Below are 16,166 nucleotides of genomic sequence, written 5' to 3'. Positions count from 1 at the left end.
CTCGCCGCACCACCGGTACGGAAACACTCCGGCGGTGCGGCAGAATCGTGCGCATGGGCATAGTCGCCGGCTTGGACAGTTCTTCCGCCTTCACGCACATCGTCGTCTGCGACGCGGACACGGGCGCGGTGCTGCGCCGGGGGTACGCCGCACACCCCGTCGAGGCGAAGGCCACCGAGGTCGACCCGCAGGCATGGCTGCTCTCACTCGGTGAGGCCGCCGGCGGCGGGCTGCTCGAAGGCGTGCAGGCCATCGGTGTCTCCGCGCAGCAGCACGGCCTGATACCGCTGGACCACCAGGGCAATCTCGTCCGTCCGGCGCTGCTCGGCAACGACAGGCGGGCGCAGGCTGCCGCGGCCGATCTGGTCGACGGGCTCGGCGGGCGGCAGTCCTGGGCCGAGGCGGTCGGGACGGTGCCGCAGGCCGCGCAGCCGGTGTCGAAGCTGCGCTGGCTGGCACGGACCGAGCCGGAGGCGGCCCGGCGCGTGGCCTCGGTGCTGCAGCCGCACGACTGGCTCGTGTGGCAGCTGCTGGGTCGGCCGGCCCGGCGGACCACCGACCGGGGCGCGGCGTCCGGCACCGGTTACTGGTCGGCGGGCAGTGGTTCCTACCGGCCCGATCTGGTGGAGCTCGCCCTGGGGCACCAGGCCGCGCTGCCCGAGGTGCTCGGCCCCTCCGACGCGGCCGGGACGACACCCGAGGGTCTGCTGATCTCCGCGGGGACCGGTGAGACCATGGCGGCAGCGCTCGGGCTGGGGGTCGGGGTCGGCGACGCGGTGGTGTCGCTGGGCGCTTCGGGTTCGGTGATGGCGGTGCACCACGAGGCGCTGTCCGACCAGAGCGGGATGATCACCTCGTTCGCGGACGCGACGGGGATGCATCTGCCGGTGGTGTACACGTCGAACGCGGTACGCGCGTTGCGCGGGACCGCCGAAATGCTGGGCGTGGAGGGGCTGGAGGAGCTGTCCGCGCTGGCGCTGAAGTCGACGCCGGGCTCCTCCGGGCTGGTGCTCCTGCCGTATCTGGAGGGCGAGCGGACCCCGCATCTGCCGCACACGGCGGGGACGCTGTGCGGGTTGCGGCGCGAATCGATGAAGCCGGAGCATCTGGCACGGGCGGCGTTCGAGGGGATGCTGTGCTCGCTGGCCGACGCGCTCGACGTGCTGCGCGGTCGCGGTGCCGAGGTGCGGCGGGTGTTCCTGCTGGGGGCGGCGGCCGAACTGCCCGCCGTACAGGGGCTCGCACCCGCGCTGTTCGGTACGCAGGTGGTCGTGCCGCAGCCCGCCGAGTACGCGGCGCTGGGCGCTGCCCGGCAGGCGGCCTGGGCGCTGGCGGTCTCGCAGGGGACGGCCGATCCGCTCACTCCCCCGGCCTGGCAGGGCGCCGCGGCGCAGGTGCTGGAGCCGGGCGAGGAGCTGGCGGGCGGGCAGGCGGTCCGCCAGCAGTACGTGGCGACGCGGGACCAGATCCATCCCGGGGCGTTCGACTCCGCGCCCTGAGCCGCCCACCGCGCGCGGCAGGACCGGGTACACCGGCGGAAATCGATCTTCCGCTCGTGTACTCGGTCTTTTTTTTGACCTGGTCTTGAATAAAATCGTTCGCGGACCCTCTCCGCCGTGCCGGAAAATGGGTCGCCTCCCGCCCTCTGCCGACTCCGAGAGACACGCGTGCTCATAAAACTCCTGCGGGCCTATCTCGGTCCGTACAAGAAACCCATCCTGCTGCTGGTCCTCCTCCAGTTCCTGCAGACCTGTGCCAGCCTCTACCTGCCCACCCTGAACGCCGACATCATCGACAGCGGCGTAGTCAAGGGGGACACGGGCTACATCCTGGAGTTCGGCGGCATCATGATCGCCGTCAGCATCTGCCAGGTGGTCTGCAACATGGGGGCCGTCTACTACGGCGCCCGCACCGCGTCCGCCCTCGGCCGCGATGTCCGGGCGTCGATCTTCGACCGGGTGCAGTCGTTCTCGGCACGTGAGGTCGGACGGTTCGGCGCACCTTCGCTGATCACACGTACGACCAATGACGTCCAGCAGGTCCAGATGCTGGTGCTGATGACGTTCACCCTGATGGTTTCGGCGCCGATCATGTGTGTCGGCGGCATCATCATGGCGCTCGGCCAGGACGTCCCGCTGTCGGCGGTGCTGCTCGCGGTGGTGCCGGTGCTCGGCATCGCGGTGAGCCTGATCGTCAAGCGGATGCGGCCGCTGTTCCGCACCATGCAGGAGCGGCTCGACACCGTGAACCGGGTGCTGCGCGAGCAGATCACCGGCAACCGGGTCATCCGTGCCTTCGTCCGCGACCGCTACGAGGAAGAGCGTTTCCGCGGCGCCAACAACGAGCTGACCGACGTGGCGCTGTCCACGGGCCGGCTGATGGCGCTGATGTTCCCGACCGTGATGACGGTCGTGAACGTGTCGTCGATCGCCGTGGTCTGGTTCGGTGCCCACCGCATCGACAGCGGCGGCATGCAGATCGGGGCGCTGACCGCGTTCCTCACCTATCTGATGCAGATCGTCATGTCGGTGATGATGGCCACCTTCATGTTCATCATGGTGCCGCGCGCCGAGGTCTGCGCCGAGCGCATCCAGGAGGTCCTGGAGACCGAGTCGAGCGTGGTTCCGCCGGTCAAGCCGGTCCGCGAACTGCTGGCCCACGGTCATCTGGAGGTCCGCGGCGCGGACTTCCGCTACCCGGGCGCCGAGGAGCCGGTGCTGCGGTCGGTGGATCTGGTGGCCCGCCCCGGCGAGACCACCGCCATCATCGGCTCGACGGGCAGCGGGAAGTCGACGCTGCTCGGGCTCGTACCGCGGCTGTTCGACGTGACGGACGGCCAGGTGCTGGTCGACGGCACGGACGTCCGGACGCTGGAGCCGACGCTGCTGGCGAAGACCGTGAGTCTCGTACCGCAGAAGCCGTATCTGTTCTCCGGGACCGTCGCGACGAACCTTCGGTACGGAAACCCGGACGCCACCGACGAGGAGCTCTGGCACGCGCTGGAGGTCGCGCAGGCCAAGGAGTTCGTCGAGGCCCTGGAGCACGGCCTGGACGCGCCGATCGCGCAGGGCGGCACCAATGTCTCCGGCGGCCAGCGGCAGCGTCTGGCGATCGCCAGGACGCTGGTGCAGCGACCGGAGATCTACCTCTTCGACGACTCGTTCTCCGCGCTCGACTACGCGACCGACGCCGCGCTGCGCGGGGCTCTCTCACTGGAGACGGCCGAGGCGACCGTCGTCATCGTGGCGCAGCGGGTGTCCACCATCCGCGACGCCGACCGGATCCTGGTGCTGGACGAGGGCCGGGTCGTCGGCTCCGGCACCCATCACGAACTGATGGACGGCAATGAAACGTACCGGGAGATCGTGCTCTCCCAGCTGACGGAAGCGGAGGCCGCGTAATGGCCGGTCCTGGCGGACGCATGATGGCGGGCGGGGCGCCGACCGACCGGTCCATGGACTTCAAGGGGTCCTCGAAGCGGCTGCTGAAGCGCTTCGCCTCGGAGAAGACCTCGCTGTACGTGATGCTGGCGGCCTCCGTGCTGAGCGTCGGCCTGTCGGTGGTCGGGCCGAAGATCCTCGGCAGGGCCACCGACCTGGTGTTCGCCGGTGTGATCGGCCGGCAGATGCCCGACGGCACGACGAAGGAGCAGGCCGTCGAGGGCCTGCGCAAGACCAACAGCGGCCTCGCCGACATGCTCTCCGGGGTGGACTTCGTCCCCGGTCACGGCATCGACTTCGGCGCGGTGGGCAACGTGCTGCTGGTGGCGCTGACCATCTACGTCGGTGCCGGGCTGCTGATGCTGGTGGGGACCCGGCTGTCGATCCGGATCATCAACCAGGTCGTGTTCCAGCTGCGCGAGGACATCCAGACGAAGCTGTCGCGGCTGCCGCTGTCGTACTTCGACCAGGCCAAGCGCGGCGAGGTCCTCAGCCGGGCGACGAACGACATCGACAACATCTCGCAGACGATGCAGCAGACGATGGGCCAGCTCATCAACTCCCTGCTCACCATCATCGGCGTACTGATCATGATGTTCTGGGTCTCGCCGCTGCTGGCGCTGGTGGCGCTGGTGACGGTGCCGCTCTCGGTGGTCGTGGCCGCGAAGGTCGGCAAGCGGTCCCAGCCGCAGTTCGTGCAGCAGTGGAGGGTGACGGGCAAGCTCAACGCCCATATCGAGGAGATGTACACCGGGCACACCCTGGTGAAGGTCTTCGGGCGGCAGGAGGAGTCCGCGAGGGACTTCGCCGAGCAGAACGAGGCGCTGTACGAGGCGGGTTTCAAGGCGCAGTTCAACAGCGGGATCATGCAGCCGCTGATGATGTTCGTCTCCAACCTGAACTATGTGCTGATCGCCGTCGTCGGTGGTCTGCGGGTCGCTTCGGGGACGCTGTCGATCGGTGACGTGCAGGCGTTCATCCAGTACTCGCGGCAGTTCTCGTTGCCGCTGACGCAGGTCGCCTCGATGGCGAACCTGGTGCAGTCGGGTGTCGCGTCGGCCGAGCGGATCTTCGAGCTGCTGGACGCCGAGGAGCAGGGTCCCGACCCCGCGCCCGGCGAGGGCGAGCGTCCCGAGCAGCCGCGGGGCAGCGTCTCGCTGGAGAAGGTGTCGTTCCGCTACTCCCCGGAGAAGCCGCTCATCGAGGACCTGTCGCTGAACGTCGAGCCGGGTCACACCGTCGCGATCGTCGGTCCGACCGGCGCCGGCAAGACCACGCTCGTCAATCTGCTGCTGCGGTTCTACGAGGTGTCGGGCGGCCGGATCACCCTCGACGGGGTCGACGTGGCGAAGATGTCCCGCGACGACGTGCGGTCGGGGATCGGCATGGTCCTCCAGGACACCTGGCTGTTCGGCGGGTCGATCGCGGAGAACATCGCGTACGGCGCTTCGCGCGAGGTCACCCGGGAGGAGATCGAGGAGGCGGCGAAGGCGGCCCACGCGGACCGCTTCATCCGTACCCTGCCGGACGGTTACGACACGGTGATCGACGACGACGGCTCCGGCGTCAGCGCGGGCGAGAAGCAGCTGATCACCATCGCGCGGGCGTTCCTGTCCGACCCGGTGATCCTGGTGCTCGACGAGGCGACGAGCTCCGTCGACACCCGCACCGAGGTACTGATCCAGAAGGCGATGGCGCGCCTGGCGCACGGTCGTACGAGCTTTGTGATCGCGCACCGGCTCTCCACCATCCGGGATGCCGACATCATCCTGGTGATGGAGAACGGCTCGATCGTCGAACAGGGCACGCACGACGAACTGCTGGCGGCCGAGGGGGCGTACGCCCGGTTGTACTCGGCGCAGTTCGCGCAGGCGGTCGCCGAAGTCGACTAGGGCCTTCCGTTTGGATCAGGCCGGATCGGGGAGCGGGGTGATCCGAACGAGAGGCGCCGGGCGTATCGATCACGACAACCACGCTCGTGATCAATACGCCCGGTCGGGCCGGAACGAACGGCCGGCGCGTGAGGGGGCCCGTACCACCGACCGGTGGTGCGGGCCCCCTCACGTGGTCAGTCGAGGTAGCCGCGGAGCTGGTCGGCGAAGGCGTGGTCCCGCAGCTTGTTGAGGGTCTTGGACTCGATCTGGCGGATGCGTTCGCGTGTCACGCCGAAGATCCGGCCGATCTCCTCCAGTGTGCGGGGCCGCCCGTCGACCAGCCCGTAGCGCAGCTGGACCACCTTCCGCTCGCGCTCGTTGAGGGTGGAGAGCACCGCTTCCAGGTGCTCGCGCAGCAGCAGGAACGCGGCGGACTCGACCGGGGACGCGGCGTCGCCGTCCTCGATCAGGTCGCCGAGGGCGACATCGTCCTCCTCGCCGACCGGGGCGTGCAGCGAGACGGGTTCCTGGGCGAGCCGCAGGACTTCGCCGACCCGCTCCGGGGTGAGGTCGAGCTGGTCGGCGACCTCCTCGGGCGTCGGCTCGCAGCCGCGTTCCTGGAGCATCCGGCGCTGGACGCGTACGACCCGGTTGATCAGCTCGACGACATGGACCGGGACCCGTATGGTCCGCGCCTGGTCGGCGAGGGCGCGGGACATGGCCTGACGGATCCACCAGGTCGCGTACGTCGAGAACTTGTAGCCCCGGGCGTAGTCGAACTTCTCGACCGCCCTGATCAGTCCGAGGTTTCCCTCCTGGACCAGATCGAGCATGGTCAGCCCGCGGCCGACATAGCGTTTGGCGACGGAGACGACGAGGCGGAGGTTGGCCTCGATGAGGCGGCGCTTCGCCATCCGCCCCATGACCACCAGCCGGTCGAGGTCGACGGCCAGCCGGGTGTCCGGGTCCGGGGTGCTCGCGAGCCGCTCCTCGGCGAAGAGACCGGCCTCGACGCGGCGGGCGAGTTCCACCTCGTCGGCCGCGGTGAGCAGCGGGATCCGGCCGATCTCCCGCAGGTACTGGCGGAAGAGGTCGGAGGACGGGCCCGCGGTCTCCGGGCGGCCTCTGGGCTCCGGGGGTTCGGGCGCCTCCGGCGGCTCCTCCATGAGTGCCTCGGGCGGGTCGGACGGTGTCTGCGGCTCCGCCACGGTCTCCGGATGACGCACGGCCCGGTTCTGCGCGGGGATGGCCGAGACATGCTCGGTTTCGGTCATGGTCCGGGTCTGCACGTGGGCGACCTCCAGGTGATCGCTGCCGGACCGCGGGGATGGAGGCCACCGTTCGGTGGGCTGGCCGCGCTCCGATGACTCAGGCACCGCCCCCAGTGTGGGGGAAGACACATCGCTGCCACGAGGGGCGTGCGGGGACTTTCTGAGTCCGGTCCGTGACCGTGCGGTTACGGGGACGGCGGACCTTTCGGGTCCGCGCCGCGATCGCGGCGGGGACGGCGGCCGGGTGGATCCGGTGCGCCGGCGCGGCTGCGGGGCAGGGGCCTCGCGTCAGAGCGTGTCAGAGCGCGTCGGCGCCGTTGTTGCGCAGGGACTGGGCGTACTGCTGGAGGACCCAGACCTCGTTCTGCGCGGCCGCCAGGTGGTCCGGGGCCACATTGCTGCCGAGGCGGGCGAGGCTGCCCTGGACGTCGCCGATCCGGCGGTCGACGGCGCGCAGGCGGACCTGGACGAGCTGCATGCCCGCGTAGGTCTCGTCGATGGTCTTGCCGTGGAAGACCTCCACCGCGAGCTCGGTGACCAGGTTGCGCACCGTGTCGTCGGGGGCCGATTCCAGGACCTGGACCAGGTAGTCACGGGTCTCCGGGACGCCCGTTTCGGCGCCGCCCGCCTCCGCGATGCACTGCCGGACCGCGGCGTACGGCGGGGCGGTGAACTCGTCGGCCCCGTAGGCGTCGAAGGCCGGGGCGACCAGGGCGGGCTTCTGCAGGGCCAGCTTCAGCAGCTCGCGCTCCGTGCGGTGGGCGGGGCTGCGGAGGTTGAGAGCGGGGCCCGAGGGGGCGGCGGGGGCCCGGACCTGGTGGTGCTGGGGGCCGCCGCGGGACGGGGCCGGTGCGGGGCCCCGCTGATCGCCCCGCTCGCGGGCCCAGCGGGCGAGCTGGCCGACGCGCTTGACCACGAACTGGGTGTCCAGGATGCCGAGCATGCCGGCCAGTTGGACGGCGACCTCGTGCTGCGAGGAGCTGTTCTTGATCCGGGCGACGACGGGCGCCGCCTCGTCGAGCGCGGCGCCGCGGCCCGCCGGGGTCTCCAGGTCGTACCGGCCGACGATCTGGCGGAGCGCGAACTCGAAGAGCGGCGTGCGGGGTTCGACCAGGTCGCGGACGGCCTCGTCGCCCTTGACCAGGCGCAGATCGCACGGGTCCATGTTGTCCGGGGCGATCGCGATGTACGTCTCGGCGGCGAACTTCTGGTCGTCCTCGAAGGCGCGCAGCGCGGCCTTCTGGCCGGCCGCGTCACCGTCGAAGGTGAAGATCACCCGGGCGCTGCCGTTGTCCATCAGGAGGCGGCGCAGGATCTTGATGTGGTCGCCGCCGAAGGCCGTGCCGCAGGTGGCGATGGCGGTGGTGACCCCGGCGAGATGGCAGGCCATGACGTCGGTGTAGCCCTCGACGACCACGGCCCGGCTGGCCTTCGCGATCTCCTTCTTCGCCAGGTCGATGCCGTAGAGCACCTGGGACTTCTTGTAGATCGCGGTCTCGGGGGTGTTGAGGTACTTGGGTCCGTTGTCGTCGTCGCGCAGCTTGCGGGCGCCGAAGCCGACGACCTCGCCGGAGGTGTCCCGGATCGGCCACATCAGCCGGCCGCGGAAGCGGTCGATGGGGCCGCGCCTGCCGTCCTGGGAGAGGCCGGAGGTGATCAGCTCCTTGTCGCTGAAGCCCTTGCCGCGCAGATAGCGGGTGAGGTGGTCCCAGCCCGCCGGGCTGTAGCCGACGCCGAAGTGGGCTGCCGCCGCCTGGTCGAAGCCGCGCCCGGCGAGGAACTTCCGGCCGATCTCGGCCTCGGGGCCGTCCAGCTGCTCGACGTAGAACTGGGCGGCCGCCTTGTGCGCCTCGACCAGCCGGATGCGCTCACCGCGCTGGTGGGAGGGGTTGTACCCGCCCTCCTCGTACCGCAGGGTGATGCCCGCCTTGGCGGCGAGCCGCTCGACGACCTCCGCGAACGTCAGATGGTCGATCTTCTGCACGAAGGCGATCGTGTCGCCGCCCTCCTGGCAGCCGAAGCAGTGGAAGAGACCCTTGCTCGGGCTGACCTGGAAGGAGGGGGACTTCTCGTCGTGGAACGGACAGAGCCCCTTGAGGTTGCCACCGCCCGCGTTGCGCAGCTGGAGATACTCGGAAACGACGGCGTCGATCGGGACCGCGTCCCGTACCGCCTTCACATCGTCGTCATTGATCCTGCCTGCCACGGGTGAAGTCTACGGGTGGGGTACGACAGCCGTGCCGCGCGCCGTCGTGATCCGTGGAACCCGGCGGGGCGCGGACCGGCTCGGCGCGGCGCGGTCCGGTTCCCGTTCAGCTCAGGGAGGTCAGCGGAACCGACGGGTCCGCCAGCGCGTCCGGGTCGATCTGCCGGCCGGACCGGACCAGTTCCTGGACGGCCTCGGTGACGTCCCACACGTTGACGTTCATCCCGGCCAGCACCCGGCGGTCCTTCAGCCAGAAGGCGATGAACTCGCGCTTGCCGGCGTCGCCGCGGATGACCACCTGGTCGTAGCTGCCCGGCGGTGCCCAGCCCGAGTATTCGAGACCGAGGTCGTACTGGTCGGAGAAGAAGTACGGCACCCGGTCGTAGCGGACCTCCTGGCCGAGCATGGCGCGGGCCGCGGCCGGGCCGCTGTTCAGCGCGTTCGCCCAGTGCTCCACCCGCAGCCGGGTGCCGAGCAGCGGATGGGCCATGTTGGCGACGTCCCCGGCCGCGAAGATGTGCGGGTCGGAGGTGCGCAGCGAGGCGTCGACCGCGATGCCGCCGCCGTCCTTGTGCGCGGCCATGGCGAGCCCCGCGGCTTCGGCGAGGCCGGTGCGGGGGGCGGCGCCGATCGCGGCGAGCACGTCGTGGGCGGGGTGCTCCTCGCCGTCGTCGGTGCGGACCGCGAGGACCAGGCCGTCCTGGCCGATGATCTCGGTGAGGCGGACGCCGAAGTGGAAGCGGACGCCGTGGTCGCTGTGCAGATCGGTGAAGATCTGGCCGAGTTCGGGGCCGACGACCTGGTGCAGCGGGGTCGGCTCCGGTTCGACGACGGTGACCTCTGCGCCGTACCCGCGCGCCGCCGCCGCGACCTCCAGGCCGATCCAGCCGGCCCCGGCGATCACCAGGTGGCCGTTGTCGCGGCCGAGGGAGGTCAGCACGTTGCGCAGCCGGTCGGCGTGGGCGAGGCGGCGCAGATGGTGGACGCCGGCCAGGTCCGTACCCGGAATGGGCAGGCGGCGCGGCTCGGCCCCGGTGGCGAGCAGCAGCTTGTCGTAGTGGACGACGGTGCCGTCGCCGAGCTGTACGGAGCGGTCCTCCCGGTCGAGGCCGGTGACGGGCTGGCCCAGATGGAGCTCGATGTCGGCGCCCGCGTACCAGGCGGTCTCGTGGACGAAGACGCTGTCCCGTTCCTCCTTGCCGGACAGGTAGCCCTTGGAGAGCGGAGGCCGTTCGTACGGATGGTCGCGTTCATCGCCGAGCAGGATCACCCGGCCGCTGAAGCCCTCCGTCCGGAGTGTCTCGGCCGCCTTCGCGCCTGCCAGTCCTCCGCCGACGATGACGAACGTCCGATGTGCGTCGACCACGTGATGTCTCCTCTGTGCTTGCTGCTCGGGGTCTGTGCCTGCTGCTCGGGGCCCGACTGCGAGCGTCCCGCACGCAGCGTGATGGCGAAAGAGGGTCTACCCCGATCAGGTCACACCCAGTGGTCGCGGGCAAGCCCGGGAGCGAGCCCGGCGTGATCCAAACGAAAGACCCCGGGTCCGGTCGGCGGGATGGTGCGAGGGGCCGGGGCGGAGCGGCCGGTCGGGTGACGGGGCTCCGGTCAGCGGCGGCGCGCGGTGAGGGTCGCGTGCAGGGAGCGTGCCGAGGCGTCGGTCAGGGCGGCGATCTGGTCGACGAGGACCCGCTTGCGGGCCCTGTCCCCGGACGCGGCGTCGAACAGGGCCCGGAACTGCGGCTCCAGCCCCTCCGGGGCGCGTGCGGTCAGCGCGGCGGCCAGTTCCGCGATGACGATCCGCTGGTCGGCGCGGATCGCCTCCTGCTCGGCGCGCTGCATGACGTACCGGTCGGCGACCGCCTTGAGGACGGCGCACTCGTTGCGTGCCTCGCGGGGGACGACGAGCTCGGCCGCGTACCGGCTGAGCCGGCCCGTTCCGTACGCCAGCCGGGTGCCGGTCTCGGCGGCGAGGCAGAACCGGCCGATCAGCTGGCTCGTCGCGTCCTTCAGCCGGGCCTGCGCGACCGCGGACCCGTCGTAGCCGTGCGGCCACCAGTCCTGGCCGATGAGCCGGTCCAGGGCCTCGGCCAGCTCCCCGGGGTCGGTGTCCGCCGGGACGTAGCGGCCGATGGCGACTTCCCAGATCGCGTTCCGCTCGGGCTCGGCGTGGAGGCGGTCGGGGTCGATGTGCCCGGCGTGCAGCCCGTCCTCGAAGTCGTGCACCGAGTACGCGACGTCGTCGGACCAGTCCATGACCTGGGCCTCGAAGCATGTGCGGTGCTCCGGGGCGCCGCGGCGGGCCCACTCGAAGACGGGCAGGTCGTCCTCGTACACCCCGAATTTCGGCGAACCGGGGTCGAAGGGGTGCCCGCCGCGCGGCCACGGGTACTTGGTGGCGGCGTCCAGGGAGGCACGGGTCAGGTTGAGTCCGACGCTGACCAGCTCGCCGGTCCGGGTGTCGGGCACGAACCGCTTCGGTTCGAGCCGGGTCAGCAGGCGCAGCGACTGGGCGTTGCCCTCGAAGCCCCCGCAGTCCGACGCGAAGTCGTTGAGTGCCTGTTCCCCGTTGTGTCCGAACGGCGGGTGGCCCAGGTCGTGGGCGAGACAGGCCGTCTCGACCAGATCGGGGTCGCAGCCGAGCGCCGCCCCGAGCTCGCGGCCGACCTGGGCGCATTCCAGGGAGTGGGTGAGCCGGGTCCGCGGGCTGGCGTCCCAGGCGTGGCTGCGGGTGCCGGGGGTGACGACCTGGGTCTTCCCGGCGAGCCGGCGCAGCGCGGCGGAGTGCAGCACCCGGGCGCGGTCGCGCTGGAACGCGGTACGGCCGGGCCGTTTGTCCGGTTCGGTGTCCCAGCGCTCGGCGTCGGCGGCGCGGTAGGGGGCCGTGCCGTGGTCCTGTGTGTCCGAGGTGTGCCGGGTTTCCTGCGTACCGTCCATGGTTCCGACAGTAATCGGCCGCACCGACAGCACGGCTCAGGCGGGTGCGCGGCGGACGGCCGGGGGAAGGGGCTGTTCGGTCGCCTCGGCGCCGGCCGCGATCCGCCGGACGGACCCCGGCGAGGGGGCCCCTGCGGCGGTCCGCCGGGTTCCGTTCCGGGCGACGAGGCTGAGCTGGGTGCCGAGTTGCGCGGTGATGCGGGTCAGCAGTTGCGCCGTGCTGTCGAGGGGCAGGGACTCGTCCGGATGTGCCTGTGCCGGCTCCGTCATGGACCGATGATGCGGGGCCGAGGTTGCCGCACCGTTGCGCGGGGGTGACGGCTGGGGCGGTTCCGCTCCTTCGGATGCTCGTGCGCGGCGGCGGTCACCCGGCCGTCCGCCCCGGTTCCGGGCCGGTGCGTGGCGCCGTCGTGCCGAAGCGTCCACGGCGAGATCGGAAACGGTAACGAAAATAACGAAATCGGGAGATGGAGAACCCTTCGCCCCCGCCGGTCGTCCGATCATGTGGAACAGCGGCTCATGTGGAACAGCGGCACGGCCCGGGGCACGGACGGGCGCAGGGCACGAACAGCGGGAACAGGGGACACGCATGCGGGAGAAGCAGCCGGGACGGCTGGGGCGGCTTCGGCGACTGCGGCCGCGGTGGCCGCGGACGCGGCGCGGGCAACGGCGGGCCGTGCAGGCGGTGATGCTCGCCTGTGTGGTGGCGCTGGCGCCCGCGACCTGGATGCGCTCCGTCGCCGACGCCCGGGTCCGGACGACCGCGGACGTACCCGCGCAGCAGGTCGCCGTGGTGTTCGGGGCCGGTCTCTGGAAGGGCAAGCCGTCGCCGTACCTCGCCAACCGCCTCAAGGCCGCCGCCGAGCTGTACCGGAACGGGAAGGTGAAGGTCGTGCTCGTGACCGGTGACAACAGCCGCAAGGAGTACGACGAGCCGGACGCCATGCGCACGTATCTCCGGGCGCACGGCGTGCCGGACAAGCGGATCGTGAGCGACTTCGCCGGATTCGACACCTGGGACTCGTGCGTCCGGGCCAAGAAGATCTTCGGCGTCGACCGCGCGGTGCTGGTGAGCCAGGGGTTCCACATCCGGCGGGCGATCGCGTTGTGCCGGACCGCGGGGATCGACGCGTACGGGGTCGGCGTCGACGCCGTACACGATGCGACCTGGTACTACGGCGGAACGCGGGAGGTGTTCGCGGCGGGGAAGGCGGCGCTGGACGCCGTGTTCAAGCCGGACCCGCAGTTCCTGGGCCCCGAGGAGCCCGGGATCGGGGAGGCCCTGGCGGCGGACGAGCGTTGAGGGCGGACCCCGGGGCGGGTGCCCGGTTCTACAGGGGTGCGACCGGGGCGGTCTCGGCCGCGACCCAGTCGAGGTAGCGGGCGCTGCCGCGTACGACCGGGATCGCGATGATCTCGGGTGTCTCGTAGTCGTGCGCCGCCAGGAGGTGGGCCTCCAGTTCGCCGTACCGCTCGGCCGTCGTCTTGAACAGCAGCTGCCATTCCTCGGTGCTCTCGATGGCGTTCTGCCAGCGGTAGACCGAGGTGACGGGCGCGGAGATCTGCACGCAGGCGGCGAGCCGTGCCTCCACCGCGCCCTGGGCCAGGGACCGGGCCTTCTCCTCGCTGTCCGTCGTGGTCAGTACGGTCAGCCACGGCGTCGTCGTCGTCACCTTCGGTCTCCTCGCTGCGGGTCACCGGGTCATCGGGGGTCCCTCCATTGTCGGGGGCGTCGCGGCACGGCGCAGGGCCCGGTGGTCAGATGCCGTACGGGCGGACGGCCTTGGCGTCGCGCAGCGCGCGCCCCCACCAGACCAGCTGGTCGAGCAGCGCCTCGGCGGCCGCGTCGCAGCCCGAGGGGTCCTTGTGCCTGCCCTCCTCGTCGAACAGGGCGCCCGCGTTGTGGAACGACACGGTTTCGCGGATGCCGACGGTGTGCAGCTCCGCGAAGACCTGCCGGAGATGCTCGACGGCCCGCAGGCCGCCGGAGACTCCGCCGTACGAGACGAAGGCGACGGGTTTGGCCTGCCATTCGGCATGGTGCCAGTCGATGAGGTTCTTCAGCGGGGCCGGGTACGAGTGGTTGTACTCGGGGGTGATGACGACGAAGGCATCGGCTGCCGCCAACCTGGGGGAGACGGCAGCCAGTTGGGCCCGCGCTCCGGCGTCGGGCCGGTAGGAGAGGGCGATCGGGAGATCCAGTTCCGCGAGATCGACCAGATCGGTCTCGATGCCGGGGTGGCCGGCGGTGCGCGAGAGGAACCAGTCGGAGACGACGGGGGCGAACCGCCCTTCGCGGTTGCTCGCGAGGAGGACCGCGACCCTGAGGGGCGCGGCCGAGGCGGTAGCGGTGGCGGTAGCAGTAGCGGACGAGGATGCTGTGGTGAGGTCCATGGGGAGAGGCTCATATGTCAACCATGGTTGAGGTCAAGCTCTGCCCGCCGGCGGCCGCCCTCGTCCCTCCCGGCATACGGTGGACCGCATGACGATTCCCCCTCCCACGCCGTTCCCGTACGCCGAGTTCGACGGACACCCGGCCACCGAGGCGGATCTGCGGATTCCCGCCTTCCTCAACTACGGTCATTTCACGGCCATGCAGGTCAGGGACGGAAAGGTGCGCGGCCTCGCCCTGCATCTGGCCCGGCTGGACTCGGCGAACCAGGAGCTGTTCGACCACGCGCTGGACGGGGAGCGGGTCCGCAAGCTGATCCGGCACGCGTTGGACGGTGCCGGGGTGCGGGACGCCTCGACGCGGGTGTACGGCTTCCTGCCGCCGGGCGACACGGAGACGACCGTCATGGTCACGGTGCGCGGGCCCGCGCGGAAGTCCACCGAACCGCACGGCCTGATGTCCGTCCCGTTCGCCCGGACCGTGCCGCACATCAAGCGCCCCGGCGAGTTCGGCCAGACGTACTACGCGAGGCTCGCCGCACGCGCCGGGTTCGACGAGGCCCTGCTGACCATGCCGGACGGTGCGGTGACGGAGGGGGCGATCACCAACGTCGGCTTCTGGGACGGCGCTTCCGTCGTCTGGCCCGCCGCCCCCTCCCTGCTCGGCATCACCATGGCGCTGCTGGAGCGGGAGCTGCCCGGCGCGGGCCTGGAGTCCGTGCGGCGTCCGGTGACACTGGACGGGCTGGGCGCGTACCGCTCGGCGTTCCTCACCAACTCCCAGGGCATCGCACCGGTCGGGCGGATCGACGGGGTCGAGTTCACGGTGGACGAGGAGCTGATGGAGCGGATCGGGCAGGCGTACGACGCCGCGCCGTGGGACACGGTCTGACACCGCGCGGCGTCACGGGCCGGTGGCCGGGGGACTTCGCGGTTCGTCAACAGCAGCCGGGCCCTGACCAGGGCGGTCGCCCACTTCGGGTCGGTGCGGGCCTTGCCGGGGAACCGCCGGCGAGCGGGACCCCTGCTGTCGTGATCGCCATTGCTGTGCGGACGCCGAGCGCGGTTCCGAGCGTGCCGCCGAGCAGTGCTCCGACGGGGATCGTTCCGTAGCTGAGGAACGCGGCGCTTGCGGTGAGGCGACCGAGGAGATCCGGCGGGCAATAGCGTTGTGGGAAGCTCGCCTTGATGATGTTGCCGGCCACGACACCCGCGGCGACGCAGAAGCCGCCGGTCACAAAGAGCAGGATCCCGGCTCCGCCGACGGTCAACGGGATGAGCAGAGCAAACACGGGAAGCGTGGAGAAGCTGCCCAGCGGCGGGGTGAACAAGCCTGTCCGGCTGCGGTGGTCGGGCACCGGCGCCACCGAGGGGGACGTTGGTCGCTGCCTGCAGACAATTCATCGCCCGCGCGGCTCAACGTGGCGGCGACCGGCCCGGCGGGCGGGCCGCTACCCCGGGAAGGGAGCGACCACCTGTCCGCCGGCCAGCGCGTTGAGCCGCGCGGCCGCGTCGTCGTCGAGGAAGAAGAGCGTCATGGCCTGGCCGTTGTGCCGGACATGGAAGCGCCGGTCCCCGTGTTCCAGCTCGTCCATGAGATAGCCGACCACCATCAGGTCGGCCCAGTCGTCCCTGACGTCGATGGCCCAGTCGACCCGCCGGCCGTCGGCCGTGTATGCGATCCACGCCTCCTCCGTGCCGAGGTCGACGTGATCCCGCAGGCCGGACAGGGCGTCCGGCCGGCCGGCGATCCGGCACAGCTGCCGGGCGATCGCCACGTACGAACCCCGGCCGCGGACGCACTCGGTGTCGAAGTGCCACGCCCGGTCGCAGAACCACCGCTCCCACGGCTCGTCCTCGACCGCGCAGCCCAGCGCGAACAGCACCAGGTCGAATGGCTTGCGCTCGTACGCCTCCCGCGGCCACGAGTACAGCAACTCGTCCACGGCCCGGCCGGCCGCGAGCGGCAGCCCCAGTTCCGCCAGCCTTTCCAGCTGATCCTCAAGACGCATGAGCGGGATCGTAACCACCGCTTCGGACAACACCCCCG

Annotated in this window: 13 protein-coding genes and 1 pseudogene; 5 read left to right on the top strand and 9 right to left on the bottom strand. The window is 71.0% G+C overall.

The genetic code is table 11. The features are described from left to right. The first annotated feature begins 53 nt into the window (after positions 1 to 53). The 3 genes from ACFVT1_RS18765 (at position 54) to ACFVT1_RS18755 (ending at position 5,332) form a co-directional block, all read left to right on the top strand. On the top strand, positions 54 to 1,499 hold the full coding sequence (locus tag ACFVT1_RS18765) for an FGGY family carbohydrate kinase (protein WP_389796555.1): 1,446 nt from the start codon (positions 54 to 56) through the stop codon (positions 1,497 to 1,499). A 168-nt stretch (positions 1,500 to 1,667) separates the two neighbouring features. Then, complete coding sequence (locus ACFVT1_RS18760; protein ID WP_389796553.1) at positions 1,668 to 3,401, top strand: ABC transporter ATP-binding protein; 1,734 nt, start codon at positions 1,668 to 1,670, stop codon at positions 3,399 to 3,401. Further along, complete coding sequence (locus tag ACFVT1_RS18755) at positions 3,401 to 5,332, top strand: ABC transporter ATP-binding protein (protein ID WP_389796550.1); 1,932 nt, start codon at positions 3,401 to 3,403, stop codon at positions 5,330 to 5,332. The genes ACFVT1_RS18760 and ACFVT1_RS18755 overlap by 1 nt, the downstream gene beginning before the upstream one ends. Before the next feature lie 176 nt (positions 5,333 to 5,508). Here ACFVT1_RS18755 and ACFVT1_RS18750 read toward each other — a convergent pair whose 3' ends face one another. The 5 genes from ACFVT1_RS18750 to ACFVT1_RS18730 all read right to left on the bottom strand — a co-directional run bounded on the left by ACFVT1_RS18750 (position 5,509) and on the right by ACFVT1_RS18730 (position 11,995). Next, positions 5,509 to 6,603, bottom strand: coding sequence for an RNA polymerase sigma factor (locus tag ACFVT1_RS18750; protein WP_389796947.1), 1,095 nt, complete (start codon positions 6,601 to 6,603; stop codon positions 5,509 to 5,511). A gap of 280 nt (positions 6,604 to 6,883) precedes the next feature. Next, entirely contained in the window at positions 6,884 to 8,791 is a 1,908-nt protein-coding gene (dnaG, locus tag ACFVT1_RS18745; RefSeq protein WP_389796548.1) for a DNA primase, read from the bottom strand. Positions 8,792 to 8,897: 106 nt separating this feature from the next. Then, entirely contained in the window at positions 8,898 to 10,157 is a 1,260-nt protein-coding gene (locus ACFVT1_RS18740) for an NAD(P)/FAD-dependent oxidoreductase (protein ID WP_389796546.1), read from the bottom strand. Between the two features lie 239 nt (positions 10,158 to 10,396). Continuing rightward, a complete protein-coding gene (locus ACFVT1_RS18735) occupies positions 10,397 to 11,725 on the bottom strand; it encodes a deoxyguanosinetriphosphate triphosphohydrolase (RefSeq protein WP_389796543.1) in 1,329 nt (442 codons plus the stop codon). A gap of 36 nt (positions 11,726 to 11,761) precedes the next feature. Beyond that, complete coding sequence (locus ACFVT1_RS18730; RefSeq protein WP_389796540.1) at positions 11,762 to 11,995, bottom strand: hypothetical protein; 234 nt, start codon at positions 11,993 to 11,995, stop codon at positions 11,762 to 11,764. A gap of 319 nt (positions 11,996 to 12,314) precedes the next feature. Between ACFVT1_RS18730 and ACFVT1_RS18725 the strand changes: the two genes are divergently transcribed. Continuing rightward, positions 12,315 to 13,028 (top strand): vancomycin high temperature exclusion protein, encoded by a 714-nt coding sequence (locus ACFVT1_RS18725; protein WP_389796538.1) that lies wholly within the window; start codon positions 12,315 to 12,317, stop codon positions 13,026 to 13,028. Between the two features lie 28 nt (positions 13,029 to 13,056). Here ACFVT1_RS18725 and cutA read toward each other — a convergent pair whose 3' ends face one another. Both cutA and ACFVT1_RS18715 read right to left on the bottom strand, forming a co-directional pair. Then, the gene (gene cutA, locus ACFVT1_RS18720; RefSeq protein ID WP_389796536.1) at positions 13,057 to 13,398 is read right to left on the bottom strand and encodes a divalent-cation tolerance protein CutA; all 342 of its coding nucleotides are present in this window, start codon (positions 13,396 to 13,398) and stop codon (positions 13,057 to 13,059) included. Positions 13,399 to 13,483: 85 nt separating this feature from the next. After that, positions 13,484 to 14,119, bottom strand: coding sequence for an NADPH-dependent FMN reductase (locus ACFVT1_RS18715; protein ID WP_389796534.1), 636 nt, complete (start codon positions 14,117 to 14,119; stop codon positions 13,484 to 13,486). An 88-nt stretch (positions 14,120 to 14,207) separates the two neighbouring features. Between ACFVT1_RS18715 and ACFVT1_RS18710 the strand changes: the two genes are divergently transcribed. After that, the gene (locus ACFVT1_RS18710) at positions 14,208 to 15,008 is read left to right on the top strand and encodes an aminotransferase class IV family protein (protein ID WP_389796533.1); all 801 of its coding nucleotides are present in this window, start codon (positions 14,208 to 14,210) and stop codon (positions 15,006 to 15,008) included. Between the two features lie 46 nt (positions 15,009 to 15,054). On the opposite strand, the pseudogene ACFVT1_RS18705 reads toward ACFVT1_RS18710, so the two are convergent. Together ACFVT1_RS18705 and ACFVT1_RS18700 are read right to left on the bottom strand one after the other, a co-directional pair. Then, positions 15,055 to 15,414: pseudogene (locus tag ACFVT1_RS18705) on the bottom strand (MFS transporter); the annotation flags it as partial. A 153-nt stretch (positions 15,415 to 15,567) separates the two neighbouring features. Then, the gene (locus ACFVT1_RS18700) at positions 15,568 to 16,128 is read right to left on the bottom strand and encodes a hypothetical protein (RefSeq protein ID WP_389796532.1); all 561 of its coding nucleotides are present in this window, start codon (positions 16,126 to 16,128) and stop codon (positions 15,568 to 15,570) included. Positions 16,129 to 16,166: the final 38 nt, after the last annotated feature.

Origin of the sequence: Streptomyces sp. NPDC057963, assembly GCF_042887155.1 — a bacterium.
Taxonomy (GTDB): Bacteria; Actinomycetota; Actinomycetes; order Streptomycetales; family Streptomycetaceae; genus Streptomyces.
Note: the sequence above shows the minus strand (reverse complement) of the source record. Positions and strands in the feature narration are given on the sequence as shown.